Origin of the sequence: Tateyamaria sp. Alg231-49, assembly GCF_900143535.1 — a bacterium.
GTDB lineage: Bacteria > Pseudomonadota > Alphaproteobacteria > Rhodobacterales > Rhodobacteraceae > Tateyamaria.
This window is the reverse complement of sequence record NZ_FRFA01000005.1, coordinates 320,560-332,179: the sequence shown is the minus strand read 5'-3', so window position 1 is coordinate 332,179 and position 11,620 is coordinate 320,560. Positions and strand designations below refer to the sequence as shown.

Sequence of the window (11,620 nt, the reverse complement as noted above, 5' to 3'; positions counted from 1 at the left end):
AGCTACGTCTCTGGAGAACTGGCTGAATGGTTGCAGGACAAAGGCATGAAGCACTCTCGCGGCGCTCCATATCATCCTCAAACCCAAGGCAAGATCGAAAGGTGGCATCAGACCCTGAAGAACCGCATCCTGCTAGAAAACTACTTCTTACCGGGTGATCTCGAAGCCCAGATCGAAACCTTCGTCGATCATTACAATCACCAACGCTACCATGAAAGCTTGAACAACGTCACGCCCGCCAACGTCTACTTCGGCAGGGACAAAGCCATTCTACAGGAAAGAGAAAGGATCAAACGAAAGACACTCGAAGCGCGGCGCTTGCATCACGGACAACGCGCCGCATAATGCAACCAACCAGATGAGCCAAACTCTCTCTTAGTTCAAGCCGCCATTGGTTCCAAAAACCCTGACGACGGACATTCGTAGAGCAACGGAAGGTTAAAATCTGTTGGGCGAAAGCCCTGTTCAAGACCACGGTTCAGTTCTGCAAAAAGCTGGTCCACGTTGGCCGAGCCGTACCAACCCAGAACATAGTCGCGATTTGCATAGAACTGGGGGATCAGCACGGCTGTATCCAGCTTTGCATCTGCGAACAGAACGTCATCCCCTCCACTGAAAGTGGTCGATAGCCTTTCGATTTCGTCTTCAACGGGGCCAGCCGCCAAGCTGGTTGAGAGGAACAGTAATGCAGTTAGCAAGCCTGCTCGAATAGTCATCACCACGTTTGGTACTCCCAAGGTTACGTCCCCTATATATTGTGGTCACTAGAATTGACTTGGAAGGAGACGACTTTCAAGGCCGAGAATTAGAACTGCAAATTATGGCTGCAACATCAGCTTTTGAAGTTTGGGGGGCCTCGCGCGTGTGGGGGCGGGCGAAGCTCGTTTTGCTCGTCTGCGAACCGCAAGTGCGCACCTGAAAAAAGTAAGTGCGCCGAACAGCGCAAAGTGCGAAAAGCCTCCGAATTTGGCAATCAGGGAGTAGACCAAATGAGTGAACAGTTGAAACACCTCCGCCGGGTGGACACGCTGATGGCGGCCGACAACATTGCCGTGACAGCCATCAAATTCACCTTTGATGGGGAGCTGTCAGACAGCCTCGGTCAAGACGCCGCTGCCAGAGCGCACCCGCTCTTTCCAGCCTATCTGCAAGCCGCGGCGCAACAGATCGCCGCCGAAGATATCGCCGCGGCATTGGCGACAAGAGAAGATTGAATGGGTGAGCAAGCATGATCCGGACCCTCTGTCGCTGCCATGCTTTGTTGAGAAGGCGAAGTTCAAGCGTCTGTTCCGCGACCACCTCTTTGAGATCCTTCGCTTTACGGCGCATTTCCTTCACGTCGTCCGTGTTTGAGGCGCGCGCTGTGGCCGCAGCCAGGCGCTACTTCCCGGCTTCCATGAAGCCTTTGGATCACTTGTAATAGATGCCCTCAGACATCCCCTCACGACGGCAAAGCTCAGCTTTGCTGTCCTCCAGACGCAGACCATCAAAGACGATCCTGATCTTTTCTTCAGATGAATAATGCTTGCGCGCCGCACGCCTGATATCTTTGACAATCTTCTCGCCTTGGCTCTTCGTTGTCTTTCTCATCTTCCACTTCTCGGTGGCTAGGATGAGCAACAAAAACTCTCTTAAACAGCGACCCTATTTGGACCCACAAGCGCTGACGTCAGACAGGTTCTCTGGTCTGAAAGCGGTCTTAGGTTACTTTCAGTTAATGGTACCGGTTCACTCGGGACTGCATTTCTGAACAACGCTGACATCCTCGCAGCAGGGAATTAAAAATGCTGGCGAAGTGGGCGCGTTCTGCGACGCTACGGAATGATTTTGGGTAAGTCATTTTTGCCTCCTGTGAATAAACTCAAACTACCCTGAGTCGTATGTCTGGTCTGTGAACTAGGACACATAGGTTGAACGCCATCAGGAGCGCGCCAAGAGTGCCGCGTCCCACTGGCGCAGCAATTGTGATATAGTGCGACGGTTAGTGTAGCTGAGGCTTGCTATGTTGCTTGAAGATGACATTCTGAACGACGTCGGGTCGCAGGACCTGCGCTCGGCGCTTCTGGGCGCTGCCAGACCCATCAGGCTAGCAGCCAGCGAAACTGTCTTTAGCGAAGACGACCAAGGTGACGCGCTCTACGTGGTGCTTTCGGGTCGCGTAGAGATTTCGATTGCCTGTGAAGACGGGCGAAGGCTTGGCCTTGATGTCTTGTCTCGGGGTGCTGTGTTTGGCGAGATCGCGCTATTCGATCCTGGCCCACGGACCGCAACAGCAGTTGCACTGGAACAGTGCCAACTTCTTATGCTGCGTCATGGAGACCTCAAACGTGCGATTGCGGGCAGTCCCGGACTTGCGTTTGACCTTCTTCGCCTTATGGGACAACGCATGCGCTATATGAACCTACAGCTGCATGAATATGTTTTTATGCCATTGCCGCAAAGACTGGCGCGCAAGGTGTTGCAGTTTGCATCGAGGGATGGTGAAGGGCGCGCCCGCCTGATGCTATCACACTCCGAGTTAGCAGAATTGGCCGGTGCTTCGCGGGAAGCAGTGTCTAAGGTGCTGTCAGGTTGGAAAAAGCAAGGCACTCTGCAGACCGGCCGCGGGTTTGTAGAAGTGAAAAACGAAGTGACTTTGCGAAAGATTGCTGGGATTTAAGTCGGCCAACGATTGTGTGTTGTCGGTAAACCGCGTCAGTTACTCGGCCAGTCTTTCAAGCAACCCAGCATGACTTCGAACTGCATGGCTTCTGGACATAGAGACACCCTGTAACGCGATGTCGCTTGTTTTCACGCCTGGGTGAAGGTACTCCTCAGGCCCCAATCGCAATTGATCAACGCTCAGGCTTTTTTCAAAAACGGGACACAACATATGAGATACTTCACAGCTATTGTTTCCGCGTTTTGTCTTGTTCTAACGCTCGGGTATGCCGATCCGGCACTTGCCAAAGACAAGGGCGGAAAGCCCAAGGGCAACAAAGTTCAAGTGGAGGGCAAGCCAGGCAAAGGGCCAAAGACAATTCCACCCGGACAGGTCAAAAAGTACACACGCGGGGCGAAACTCTCTGGTGATCTATAGTACACGGATATCGGGGATCTGTCGAAGTGGAACCTGAAAGCGCCTGGAAACGGAAATCGCTACATTCGTGTGGACGATGAAATTCTTGAAGTTTCCGAAGATCTTTCAACAGTCGTCGATGCTGTGGGGATCGTCAGAGATTTGCTGAAGTAGTAATGGCTTTCATAAGTAACGATGCAAAAAAGGGGCCCAAGTGTCAAAAAAGACCAAAAATCTAGTTCTCGTTGCCGTCACAGTAGGCCTGTTTCTCTGCATCAGTATGGGCGGCCCCAAATTTGTGAGGGCAGTCCAGATTCAATTCGGGTCCAAAGGAAAAATTGAACTTATCGAGCGTTGCATTAAGATGCCCGGTTGCTCGATCGGGCCAGATGATTTGGACTTTCAAGAGCGATACTATGCAGTGAGAGAAAGCGAACTCGGTAAGAAAGTTAAGGAAATCGACGCTGTAGAAGAACTTATTGAAGAATAGGTTCCAAGGGGACTCTTCAAGTCTTGGAGCAAAGCCGCCATTCAGCGTTTTTGGTTATTTGGTGTTAGTGGAAAGGAGTTGCTCCGACCCGAGGTGAAGTCATTGGGATACACAACGACCAATTTGCAGCTTGCAAGCCTCCTCAGCCGCCGGCTGGTGAACGTACCGTGATCCTTGGGAGAGGCCAATCCAAGACGCGACTGACCAACCAACTGGGCAGCTGCGCCGCCGCATGTCCGCTCTGAGCCCAATGTAGTCAATTGTTAAAACTGCAGCGGACGTCGGCTTCGAGCCGTTACCGATCTTCTATACCGCAGCGAAAGTCCGCTTTTGGGATGCGGACAGAATTGTCCAAGTAGCGCCGATCCAAAGTCTTGAATGCTTCAAAATCCCTTTCACAGGATCAGTTGCCGGCGCGTCGCATCATCGCGTCATGGACCGCTTGCATGCCGCGTTCGGCCATGTCCGAGACTTCTGCTGCGTGGATATGCAGCCCTGCGACGACGTCAGGATTAGCTGACGTCCGGACGACTACAATGCCTTCTTCAGTTACTTCTATCTCCGATTTCATCTCGGCTCCGTTTGCAAACAGAATATCCAGTGTTGGGCTTTGGATGAAAACCTGGGGGTCATCGCCGCGCGCGACGCGGTCAACCATTCCGACAACGTGGCTGACCAGCACGGCCATAACATCTTCGTTAGACGAACGCGTGACTGTGCGTATTCCGTTCGGCAGATTGATGACTTCCCGCGTGATGGTATCGAAGTTTTCGAACATAACTGCGAGCTCGTCGGTCTCAGCTTGTGATGCATTCGCGCCGCGAAGGCCGGGCATATTCTGCATGTCGTGCCCCATGCCATCCGCTCCGTGCCGGTCGTGCATGCTACTGTGCATGAACGCGTACACTTGGGTCTGGATTGTGTCTTTGAAGGCGAAGCCAAGGGCAACTGCCACGACCGCAACGCCGATAACGATCTTTGATTTTGTCATCGCAAACTCCATTTTGTCTCCAAGCGGTGCAGGGCTATTTCACATTTAATCTTGTGGACAGTAGAGGCGGTGCAAAACCGAGATGACTTCCACAACCTCAACACCCTTCACCGAATAATAGATGGTTTGACCATCCCGTCTGGTTTCAACCAATTCAGCGTCTCGAAGTTTTTTAAGATGATGCGACATCGCGGGTTGGGAAAGACCGGCACTGTCGGCGAGGCTTAGAACGCTTTGCTCGCCGTCCAGCAAAATACACATCAGGCGCAGGCGCACCGGTTGTGACAGCATTTCCATCAGTTTGGCTGCTTCTGCAATTTTTGGCTCGAGAGCTGTGATGTCCAGCATTGGGCAAATTACCTCTTGTATATCGATTAATGCTTATATAAATGATTGCGTATATAAGAGCAAGCGAGTCGGTATGAACGCGCGCAAAAAAACTATGCAACACGATAAGGAGTTACTAGATGGAAACAGATTTTACCCCCTTTGCATCATTGCTTGGCGGCGTGCTCATTGGCTTGTCAGCTATTGTGTTAATGGCGGCCCACGGACGGATCGCAGGCATCAGTGGCATCTTGTCACGCATATTGCCGCCTATGGTTGATAAGGCCGGATTGCCACAAAGCATCATATTTCTAATTGGCCTCCTGCTCGCGGCACCGCTTTGGTTTCTGTTAACCGGCGCTGCACCTGTCCAAGTGGTGTCAAACAATGCGCTACTGCTTGGGATCGCTGGTCTGCTGGTCGGGTTTGGTTCGGTCATGGGGAATGGCTGCACAAGTGGTCACGGTGTATGTGGCATCTCGCGCGGATCAGCGCGCTCAATTGCTGCGACGCTGACGTTCATGGCCACGGCCTTCGTGACCGTCTTTGTTCTGCGCCATGTCGTGGGGGGCTAAGATCATGCGTATCCTCAGCACTCTCTTTGCAGGGCTTTTGTTTGGGACCGGATTGATCCTTTCTGGCATGGCAAACCCCGCCAAAGTCCAAAACTTCCTTGATCTATTCGGCACTTGGGACCCCAGTCTTGCTTTTGTTATGGGCGGCGCGATCATGGTGACGGCGCCAGGGTTCTGGTTTGTTCAGAAACGCGCAAAGCCTCTGTTTCATGACGCATTTCATCTGCCAACACGCACTGATTTTGATGCAAGGCTTATCGTTGGGGCCGCCACGTTTGGCGTAGGCTGGGGCTTGGGCGGATTCTGCCCCGGTCCGGCAGTGACGGCACTGCCATTGGGCGCCATCGGCACGCTTTGGTTCGTTCCTGCAATGCTGGTTGGCATAGTCGTCGCCAAGTACGCGACAACATCACAACGCAAAACCCTTGCCGTTTGAAAGGAAAGACAATGCAAACTTATCCCGTTGATATGTCGATGAAACCAGACGTCGAAGCTTTCTTTGACGCAGCCACTAACACGATCAGCTATGTCATCTCCGACCCGAACACCAAGGCCTGCGCGGTTGTGGATTCCGTGCTGGACATTGACTACGCATCTGGTCGCATCACCCATGACCATGCGGATCGGATCGTAGATCATATCACAACACATGGGCTGACATTGGAATGGATCATTGAAACCCATGTCCATGCGGACCATCTGTCTGGCGCACCCTATTTGCAGGAAAAGCTGGGCGGCAAAATCGGCATCAGTGCGCGGATCATGGAGGTCCAAGAAACGTTCGGGAAAATCTTCAATGAAGGGACTGATTTCCAACGGGACGGGTCGCAGTTTGATGCGCTTTTCCAAGATGGCGACCGCTACAAGATCGGCGAGATTGACGCCTTTGCTATGGCAACGCCGGGCCATACGCCGGCTTGCATGGTGCATGTCATGGGGAACACGGCCTTTGTGGGTGACACGTTGTTCATGCCTGACGGCGGGTCGGCGCGCGCTGATTTCCCGGGTGGGGACGCAGGCGAACTTTACGACTCGATTCAGAAAGTTCTCGCCCTGCCTGATGAGTTGCGGTTGTTCATGTGCCATGATTACGGACCAAACGGTCGCGAGATTGCATGGGAAACAACAGTCGCCGAGGAGAAGGCAAACAACATCCACGTTGGTGGTGGCATGAGCCGTGAGGCTTTTGTCAAACTGCGCTCTGAACGTGATGCAACGCTGGCCATGCCCAAGCTGATCCTTCCGTCCTTGCAGGTCAATATGCGTGCTGGTGAACTGCCCGAAGATGCAGATGGTCGACCTGTATTGAAGGTGCCTTTGAACCAACTCTGAACCTGTTTCATTAGGAAAAAGATGATGCAAATCAAACAACTTGATGCCCGGACATATGTCGGGCCGCAAATTTCTGTTGCCGATCTGGACGATCTGAAACGTTTGAACATCAGGACTGTCATCGCTCTTCGCCCCGAGGGCGAGACAGCCGATCAGCCCGCCATTTCCTCGCTGCGTGACGCTGCGGGTGCATTGGGCGTCACGGTTCATCAGATTCCAGTCATATCGGGCAATATCACGGATGACGACGTGCATGCATACAGCGCGATCAATTCGGGAACGAATGGCCCGGTCTTGGCCTATTGCCGAAGCGGGCTGCGCGCGACGTCGCTTTGGGCGCTAACCGCGGTCGAGCATGGACAGTCACCTGACGAGATCCTGCGCAAGGCAAAAGCCGCAGGTTTTGATCTTTCCGCTCTGGCGGACCGGCTTGCTGCACGGGCTGCATAACTGAAAGCGGAAAATGGGTCGCGGGTCATGAATACGATGCAAATGGCGAAATACCTGCCCATCCTCGACTGGGGCCGCACATATGACCGTGGCACACTGACCAACGATCTGGTGGCCGCAGTGATCGTGACGATCATGCTGATCCCCCAATCCCTGGCCTATGCCCTACTTGCGGGTCTACCGCCGGAAATGGGGCTCTATGCGTCGATGGTCCCGATTGTCCTATATGCGATCTTTGGAACAAGCCGGGCGTTGGCTGTGGGGCCTGTCGCGGTTGTGTCGCTAATGACAGTGGCCGCCGTCAGCAAAATCGCTGTGCCCGGAACGGCTGAATATATTGCGGCTGCGATCACGCTGGCGTTTCTGTCTGGCCTGATATTACTCGCCCTTGGCTTGTTTCGATTGGGCTTTTTGGCGAACTTTTTGTCCCACCCCGTGATCGCTGGTTTTATGACCGCAACAGGCATCATCATCGCGGCAAGTCAGCTGAAGAATATTCTAGGCATCGACGCTCATGGGCATACGTTGCCTGATCTTGTCGGATCGCTTGTGCATAATGCGTCACAAGTAAACTGGATCACCGCAATTATTGGCGCAGGGGCCACATGGTTCCTGTTTTGGGTGCGCAAAGGATTACTGCCACTGCTTGTCAGCCTAGGGGTTGCCCCACGTATTGCTGGGATCGTTGCGAAAGCCGGACCTGTCGCCGCGATTGTGGCCACAACTTTGGTTGTTTGGTTCTTTGATCTTGCCGCAAATGGAGTGCAAGTTGTTGGGGATGTGCCCCAGAGCCTGCCACCGCTCACCTTGCCATCCTTCTCGATGGATATGTGGTCTAATCTGATTGGCGCTGCTGTGTTGATCTCTGTTATCGGGTTCGTCGAATCCGTTTCTGTGGCCCAAACTTTGGCCGCGAAAAAGCGCCAAAGGATTGATCCTGATCAAGAACTGATTGGATTAGGTGCGGCCAATTTAGGCGCGTCTTTTACAAGCGGATTCCCGGTAACGGGAGGTTTCTCTCGGTCTGTTGTGAACTATGACGCGGGTGCGGATACACCTGCGGCGGGGGCATACACCGCGATTGGCCTCGCTGCAGCCTCGCTATTTTTGACGTCTCTAATTTACCATCTGCCGAAAGCGACGCTTGCAGCCACGATCATTGTTGCTGTCCTCTCGCTTGTTGATTTCTCAATCCTAAAAAAGACTTGGCGCCATTCAAAAGCGGATTTCGCGGCCGTCGCGGCGACGATGAGCATTACACTTTTGATGGGTGTTGAATTGGGCGTCACAGCTGGCGTTTCGATTTCGATCCTCATTCACCTCTACAAAACATCACGCCCCCACATGGCAATTGTCGGTCAAGTGCCCGAGACCGAACATTATCGCAACGTCTTGCGCCATGATGTTTTGACCGATCCAACGATCCTGACGATACGCGTCGATGAAAGCCTGTACTTTGCGAACACGCGCTTCTTGGAAGACCGCATCTATGACGAAGTTGCCAAACACCCCGCGCTTCAACATGTCGTGCTGATGTGCTCGGCGGTAAACACGATCGATATGTCCGCACTGGAATCGCTTGAGGCGATTAACGCGCGGCTCAGGGCTGGCGGCGTCACGTTTCACTTTTCCGAAGTGAAGGGCCCAGTTATGGATCAGCTAAGCGCGACCGGATTTCTGGAGGTATTGAGCGGCGAAGTGTTCCTGAGCCAACACGGGGCTCAAACCGCTCTACGTGCTAAATCAGAACTGTGATCACCGCGTATTCAAATGCGATGATGGAAAGCAATATCATAGGATCTGCCATTGGAGGGCGTGCCGCGAACGGTAACTTTGTCCCGCATGGCTGTCGTAGTCCAGAATTCTAACCAACGTTCGGTTTTGTTTATGGAGCAGTCTCAGCGGTTGTTGGACTGCGGTCCTGTTCTTGAAGGGTGGCTTAAACGCCGCGAAACCGAGGTGCATTGGCTGAAATGTGCAAAGCCGCCTGTAATCCGCAAATGGGTCTAACGACGCGGCACGCTCACTAAAGAATAGCTTTGTGTCTGAGTGAGGATCGCCGTTTCTGTTTCGGCAATCAGGGACGTCAGATCTTCGGACCCCGTAGGGCAAGCGACAAGGTCCGCCGCATCGTCCAGGAAATCAACCGTGAACGCGCTTTCGCCAACCAGTTGGCATTCGTCAGAAGGGCTTCGATAGCTTCGTACGAAATTGAAATCAGGATCCGGGTCGTCCACGGCAGTAGCTGGTGCGGCGACATCGCAACCGGCCACGCCTAGAAACAGGGATGCAGCCACCATGAACGTCGTTGGCCAAGTTATCGCTCTAATCATTTGGTTTGTCCTCCCGCCGCAGTTCACTTCTTGCGAGAATTTTGATGCGTAAGCATTTCTCTCGCTCAATTTTGCTTGGTGTAGTCTTCAAAGCCCTCAACGTTTCCCTCGATCACTGTGCAATTGCCAGCGGCCCGAACGACCGGATCATCCCACATAATGTGCCAAACGGTTGTGATCACCTTGCCATCAGTCATCAGTGGATAGACGGATACTGCCGCATTGGGCAAATCCGCGTATTCATCCACGCTCCACGCATAATCGTGACACGCCTTTAACGCATCTGTTGTCTCTCGGTCGAAGGCGGAAACTGCGGAGGCGCTAAAGCACAGACTGATAAAACCTAGTAAAACTCGTTTCTTCATCGCTCTGGCTCCCAATTGATTAACGTACGTAGATTGTCAGGATTTGAGCAGAGCCCGTCAATATTCATTATCTGATCTGGTCGTATTCTGTTTTTTGGACCACCTGAACCAGCCAAGGAGCGCGATGAGACCAAGGATCGGCTCGAAATAGCGCAACAGAAACAGGAAGACCATGGCACCAAAACCTTCGGAGGTGGTCACCTGATCACCTTGCACTGGGTTGCCGGCCCCCAAGGCACCATTCACAAATACGGTAAAATCCCAAAGGCTGTGTAGAAAAACTCCCGGCCAAATTGAACGGCACCGAAGTGCGATCGCTCCATAAAGAACTCCGCTTAGCGCAGCGTGGATTACTTGCTGATGTGTCGATAGAAGGTCTTGGCCCCCGACCCAATTTACATAATGCATAGATCCAAACAGAACTGACGAACCCAAAAGAGCAATGATTGGACCAAAGCGGATCTCAAGGCCGTGCAAAACAATGCCTCGAAAGAGTGTTTCTTCGAAAACCCCGACAAAAATAACCAGTAACAGTGTTGCCATCACCAATTCGCTTGTCAGCAGGAGCGTGGCGTCTATTCCCTGTAGGCTGGCCGTTGCTACACCAATCCCCAATATGAGTAGGGTGATCGCCGCAGGTGGCACAGCGTACCAAAAACCGCTCCAGGAAGGTTTCGACGTAACCCTAGCGTCACGCCCCCAACCCAAAAGGAAGACGATAAAAAGAGCTGAAGTTGCGAGGCCGATTTCTAGCGGCAGCTGGTTCTTGGGCAGAGATTGCGGCGTTTTGGATACGTCACCGCCAAATGACGTTGAAGACAGGAGAGACGGCGCTGCCAAGATAAAAAAGTACAACAATATGGCACCAAAGGTGACCAATAGAGGTGCGCGTCTTAGACGATCCATGAAGAACTTCGGGTTTTCCTTACTCGTCACTGGCTAAATTCCCTTGTATATCCAATTTCATGCGCTCTGCCGCCACCCGACCAGGTATCAAATCGGCTTTCCAAGCTTCCCAATCACCACCGGCTCCGATGTAGCCGGAATAGACCTTTGCGATCAGACTTGGGTCAGCAGAAATCTCCTGCCACGATAGTTTCGACAGTTGAGGATGCCTTTGACGCAAACGCTCGAGAAGAACAGCGGCGCCCCAATCTGCCAAGCCTGGCTGTTCCGCCAAATACACGTACAGCCAGTGAAAGTCTGCCACGGGACTCCTCTGCAGTTCGAGATATCCATTCTCAAGGGCCCAAGGGATGGTCTCATTTAGAGTGTGCCCTTTTAGGCGGAACGGTCCCACTGAAAAATCAAACTTGTAGACAAGCGATGGAGACAAGAACGCGGCGACATCTTGCCCGTATTCGATCAGTCGGCGCAGTGCTGGTTGTTGGGCGTAGAAATCAGTTTCAGCTTCGCGGACCGCCGACAAGACTGTTGATGATACAGATGGCGTCACAACTGAGAAATCGACTTTGGCAAGGGCGTTCACCCGATTGACAATGAATACCGTGGTTCCCAAAGCTCCGACAAAAATGCCTAGAACAACACCTGCAAGTAACTTCATTTAAGTGCAGTCCTTTCGTTTTGCCTTTGGCACAGTCCAGCAGTGCCAGAGGTGCCGGAAACAGCACCAACTGTGCGGCCTTGAGCATGCTTTTTTAGTCTGGACAGTTTTACGATCAGATCAAGCTGCCATCTT

At 52.7% G+C, this 11,620-nt stretch carries 17 protein-coding genes and 1 pseudogene; 10 read left to right on the top strand and 8 right to left on the bottom strand.

Annotation, left to right across the window (positions count from 1 at the left end):
• A partial coding sequence (locus tag DHN60_RS10640; RefSeq protein WP_159089057.1) for an integrase core domain-containing protein occupies window positions 1-345 on the top strand: 345 nt, incomplete at its 5' end.
• A gap of 35 nt (window positions 346-380) precedes the next feature.
• Here the strand turns inward: DHN60_RS10640 and DHN60_RS10635 are convergent.
• Window positions 381-716: a hypothetical protein gene (locus DHN60_RS10635; protein WP_159089177.1), complete on the bottom strand. Its 336-nt coding sequence runs from the start codon at window positions 714-716 to the stop codon at window positions 381-383.
• A 273-nt stretch (window positions 717-989) separates the two neighbouring features.
• Here DHN60_RS10635 and DHN60_RS10630 point away from each other — a divergent pair, with 273 nt between their 5' ends.
• Window positions 990-1,214 (top strand): hypothetical protein, encoded by a 225-nt coding sequence (locus tag DHN60_RS10630; protein WP_108837262.1) that lies wholly within the window; start codon window positions 990-992, stop codon window positions 1,212-1,214.
• Window positions 1,215-1,257: 43 nt separating this feature from the next.
• Here DHN60_RS10630 and DHN60_RS22650 read toward each other — a convergent pair.
• A pseudogene (locus tag DHN60_RS22650) lies at window positions 1,258-1,590 on the bottom strand (IS3 family transposase); the annotation flags it as partial.
• A gap of 412 nt (window positions 1,591-2,002) precedes the next feature.
• Here DHN60_RS22650 and DHN60_RS10620 point away from each other — a divergent pair.
• From DHN60_RS10620 to DHN60_RS10610, 3 genes are all read left to right on the top strand, one after another.
• Window positions 2,003-2,659: a Crp/Fnr family transcriptional regulator gene (locus DHN60_RS10620; protein ID WP_108837260.1), complete on the top strand. Its 657-nt coding sequence runs from the start codon at window positions 2,003-2,005 to the stop codon at window positions 2,657-2,659.
• Between the two features lie 213 nt (window positions 2,660-2,872).
• The gene (locus DHN60_RS10615; RefSeq protein ID WP_159089176.1) at window positions 2,873-3,079 is read left to right on the top strand and encodes a hypothetical protein; all 207 of its coding nucleotides are present in this window, start codon (window positions 2,873-2,875) and stop codon (window positions 3,077-3,079) included.
• Window positions 3,080-3,272: 193 nt separating this feature from the next.
• Window positions 3,273-3,548: a hypothetical protein gene (locus DHN60_RS10610; protein WP_108837258.1), complete on the top strand. Its 276-nt coding sequence runs from the start codon at window positions 3,273-3,275 to the stop codon at window positions 3,546-3,548.
• A gap of 403 nt (window positions 3,549-3,951) precedes the next feature.
• Here the strand turns inward: DHN60_RS10610 and DHN60_RS10605 are convergent, their stop codons facing one another.
• The gene (locus DHN60_RS10605; protein WP_234423602.1) at window positions 3,952-4,539 is read right to left on the bottom strand and encodes a hypothetical protein; all 588 of its coding nucleotides are present in this window, start codon (window positions 4,537-4,539) and stop codon (window positions 3,952-3,954) included.
• A gap of 45 nt (window positions 4,540-4,584) precedes the next feature.
• On the bottom strand, window positions 4,585-4,887 hold the full coding sequence (locus tag DHN60_RS10600) for a helix-turn-helix transcriptional regulator (RefSeq protein WP_108837257.1): 303 nt from the start codon (window positions 4,885-4,887) through the stop codon (window positions 4,585-4,587).
• A gap of 119 nt (window positions 4,888-5,006) precedes the next feature.
• Here DHN60_RS10600 and DHN60_RS10595 point away from each other — a divergent pair, with 119 nt between their 5' ends.
• From DHN60_RS10595 to DHN60_RS10575, 5 genes are read left to right on the top strand one after another with little or no spacing between them, the layout of a single operon-like run.
• Window positions 5,007-5,441: a YeeE/YedE family protein gene (locus tag DHN60_RS10595; RefSeq protein WP_108837256.1), complete on the top strand. Its 435-nt coding sequence runs from the start codon at window positions 5,007-5,009 to the stop codon at window positions 5,439-5,441.
• Window positions 5,442-5,445: 4 nt separating this feature from the next.
• Window positions 5,446-5,877, top strand: a complete 432-nt coding sequence (locus tag DHN60_RS10590; protein WP_108837255.1) for a YeeE/YedE family protein — start codon at window positions 5,446-5,448, stop codon at window positions 5,875-5,877.
• Window positions 5,878-5,888: 11 nt separating this feature from the next.
• Window positions 5,889-6,773 (top strand): MBL fold metallo-hydrolase, encoded by an 885-nt coding sequence (locus DHN60_RS10585; RefSeq protein WP_108837254.1) that lies wholly within the window; start codon window positions 5,889-5,891, stop codon window positions 6,771-6,773.
• Between the two features lie 21 nt (window positions 6,774-6,794).
• Window positions 6,795-7,223, top strand: coding sequence for a TIGR01244 family sulfur transferase (locus tag DHN60_RS10580; protein WP_108837253.1), 429 nt, complete (start codon window positions 6,795-6,797; stop codon window positions 7,221-7,223).
• Window positions 7,224-7,250: 27 nt separating this feature from the next.
• Window positions 7,251-8,978, top strand: coding sequence for a SulP family inorganic anion transporter (locus DHN60_RS10575; protein WP_108837252.1), 1,728 nt, complete (start codon window positions 7,251-7,253; stop codon window positions 8,976-8,978).
• Window positions 8,979-9,229: 251 nt separating this feature from the next.
• On the opposite strand, the gene DHN60_RS10570 is transcribed toward DHN60_RS10575, so the two are convergent.
• The 4 genes from DHN60_RS10570 to DHN60_RS10555 all read right to left on the bottom strand — a co-directional run bounded on the left by DHN60_RS10570 (window position 9,230) and on the right by DHN60_RS10555 (window position 11,485).
• A complete protein-coding gene (locus DHN60_RS10570; protein WP_159089175.1) occupies window positions 9,230-9,556 on the bottom strand; it encodes a hypothetical protein in 327 nt (108 codons plus the stop codon).
• 65 nt (window positions 9,557-9,621) lie between these two features.
• Entirely contained in the window at window positions 9,622-9,921 is a 300-nt protein-coding gene (locus tag DHN60_RS22285; RefSeq protein WP_159089174.1) for a hypothetical protein, read from the bottom strand.
• Window positions 9,922-9,978: 57 nt separating this feature from the next.
• A complete protein-coding gene (locus DHN60_RS10560; protein WP_159089173.1) occupies window positions 9,979-10,857 on the bottom strand; it encodes a CPBP family intramembrane glutamic endopeptidase in 879 nt (292 codons plus the stop codon).
• Window positions 10,847-11,485 (bottom strand): hypothetical protein, encoded by a 639-nt coding sequence (locus DHN60_RS10555; protein ID WP_108837248.1) that lies wholly within the window; start codon window positions 11,483-11,485, stop codon window positions 10,847-10,849. Before DHN60_RS10555 ends, DHN60_RS10560 begins: the two co-directional genes overlap by 11 nt.
• Between the last annotated feature and the right edge of the window lie 135 nt (window positions 11,486-11,620).

Excerpts from the sequence above, each read along its gene's own strand:
- DHN60_RS10570 (WP_159089175.1), bottom strand. The coding sequence starts at position 9,556 with ATGATTAGAGCGATAACTTGGCCAACGACGTTCATGGTGGCTGCATCC.
- DHN60_RS10575 (WP_108837252.1), top strand. The coding sequence starts at position 7,251 with ATGAATACGATGCAAATGGCGAAATACCTGCCCATCCTCGACTGGGGC.
- DHN60_RS10595 (WP_108837256.1), top strand. The coding sequence starts at position 5,007 with ATGGAAACAGATTTTACCCCCTTTGCATCATTGCTTGGCGGCGTGCTC.
- DHN60_RS10605 (WP_234423602.1), bottom strand. The coding sequence starts at position 4,539 with ATGACAAAATCAAAGATCGTTATCGGCGTTGCGGTCGTGGCAGTTGCC.
- DHN60_RS10585 (WP_108837254.1), top strand. The coding sequence starts at position 5,889 with ATGCAAACTTATCCCGTTGATATGTCGATGAAACCAGACGTCGAAGCT.
- DHN60_RS10620 (WP_108837260.1), top strand. The coding sequence starts at position 2,003 with ATGTTGCTTGAAGATGACATTCTGAACGACGTCGGGTCGCAGGACCTG.
- DHN60_RS10635 (WP_159089177.1), bottom strand. The coding sequence starts at position 716 with ATGACTATTCGAGCAGGCTTGCTAACTGCATTACTGTTCCTCTCAACC.
- DHN60_RS10630 (WP_108837262.1), top strand. The coding sequence starts at position 990 with ATGAGTGAACAGTTGAAACACCTCCGCCGGGTGGACACGCTGATGGCG.
- DHN60_RS10590 (WP_108837255.1), top strand. The coding sequence starts at position 5,446 with ATGCGTATCCTCAGCACTCTCTTTGCAGGGCTTTTGTTTGGGACCGGA.
- DHN60_RS10615 (WP_159089176.1), top strand. The coding sequence starts at position 2,873 with ATGAGATACTTCACAGCTATTGTTTCCGCGTTTTGTCTTGTTCTAACG.
- DHN60_RS10555 (WP_108837248.1), bottom strand. The coding sequence starts at position 11,485 with ATGAAGTTACTTGCAGGTGTTGTTCTAGGCATTTTTGTCGGAGCTTTG.
- DHN60_RS22285 (WP_159089174.1), bottom strand. The coding sequence starts at position 9,921 with ATGAAGAAACGAGTTTTACTAGGTTTTATCAGTCTGTGCTTTAGCGCC.
- DHN60_RS10600 (WP_108837257.1), bottom strand. The coding sequence starts at position 4,887 with ATGCTGGACATCACAGCTCTCGAGCCAAAAATTGCAGAAGCAGCCAAA.
- DHN60_RS10580 (WP_108837253.1), top strand. The coding sequence starts at position 6,795 with ATGATGCAAATCAAACAACTTGATGCCCGGACATATGTCGGGCCGCAA.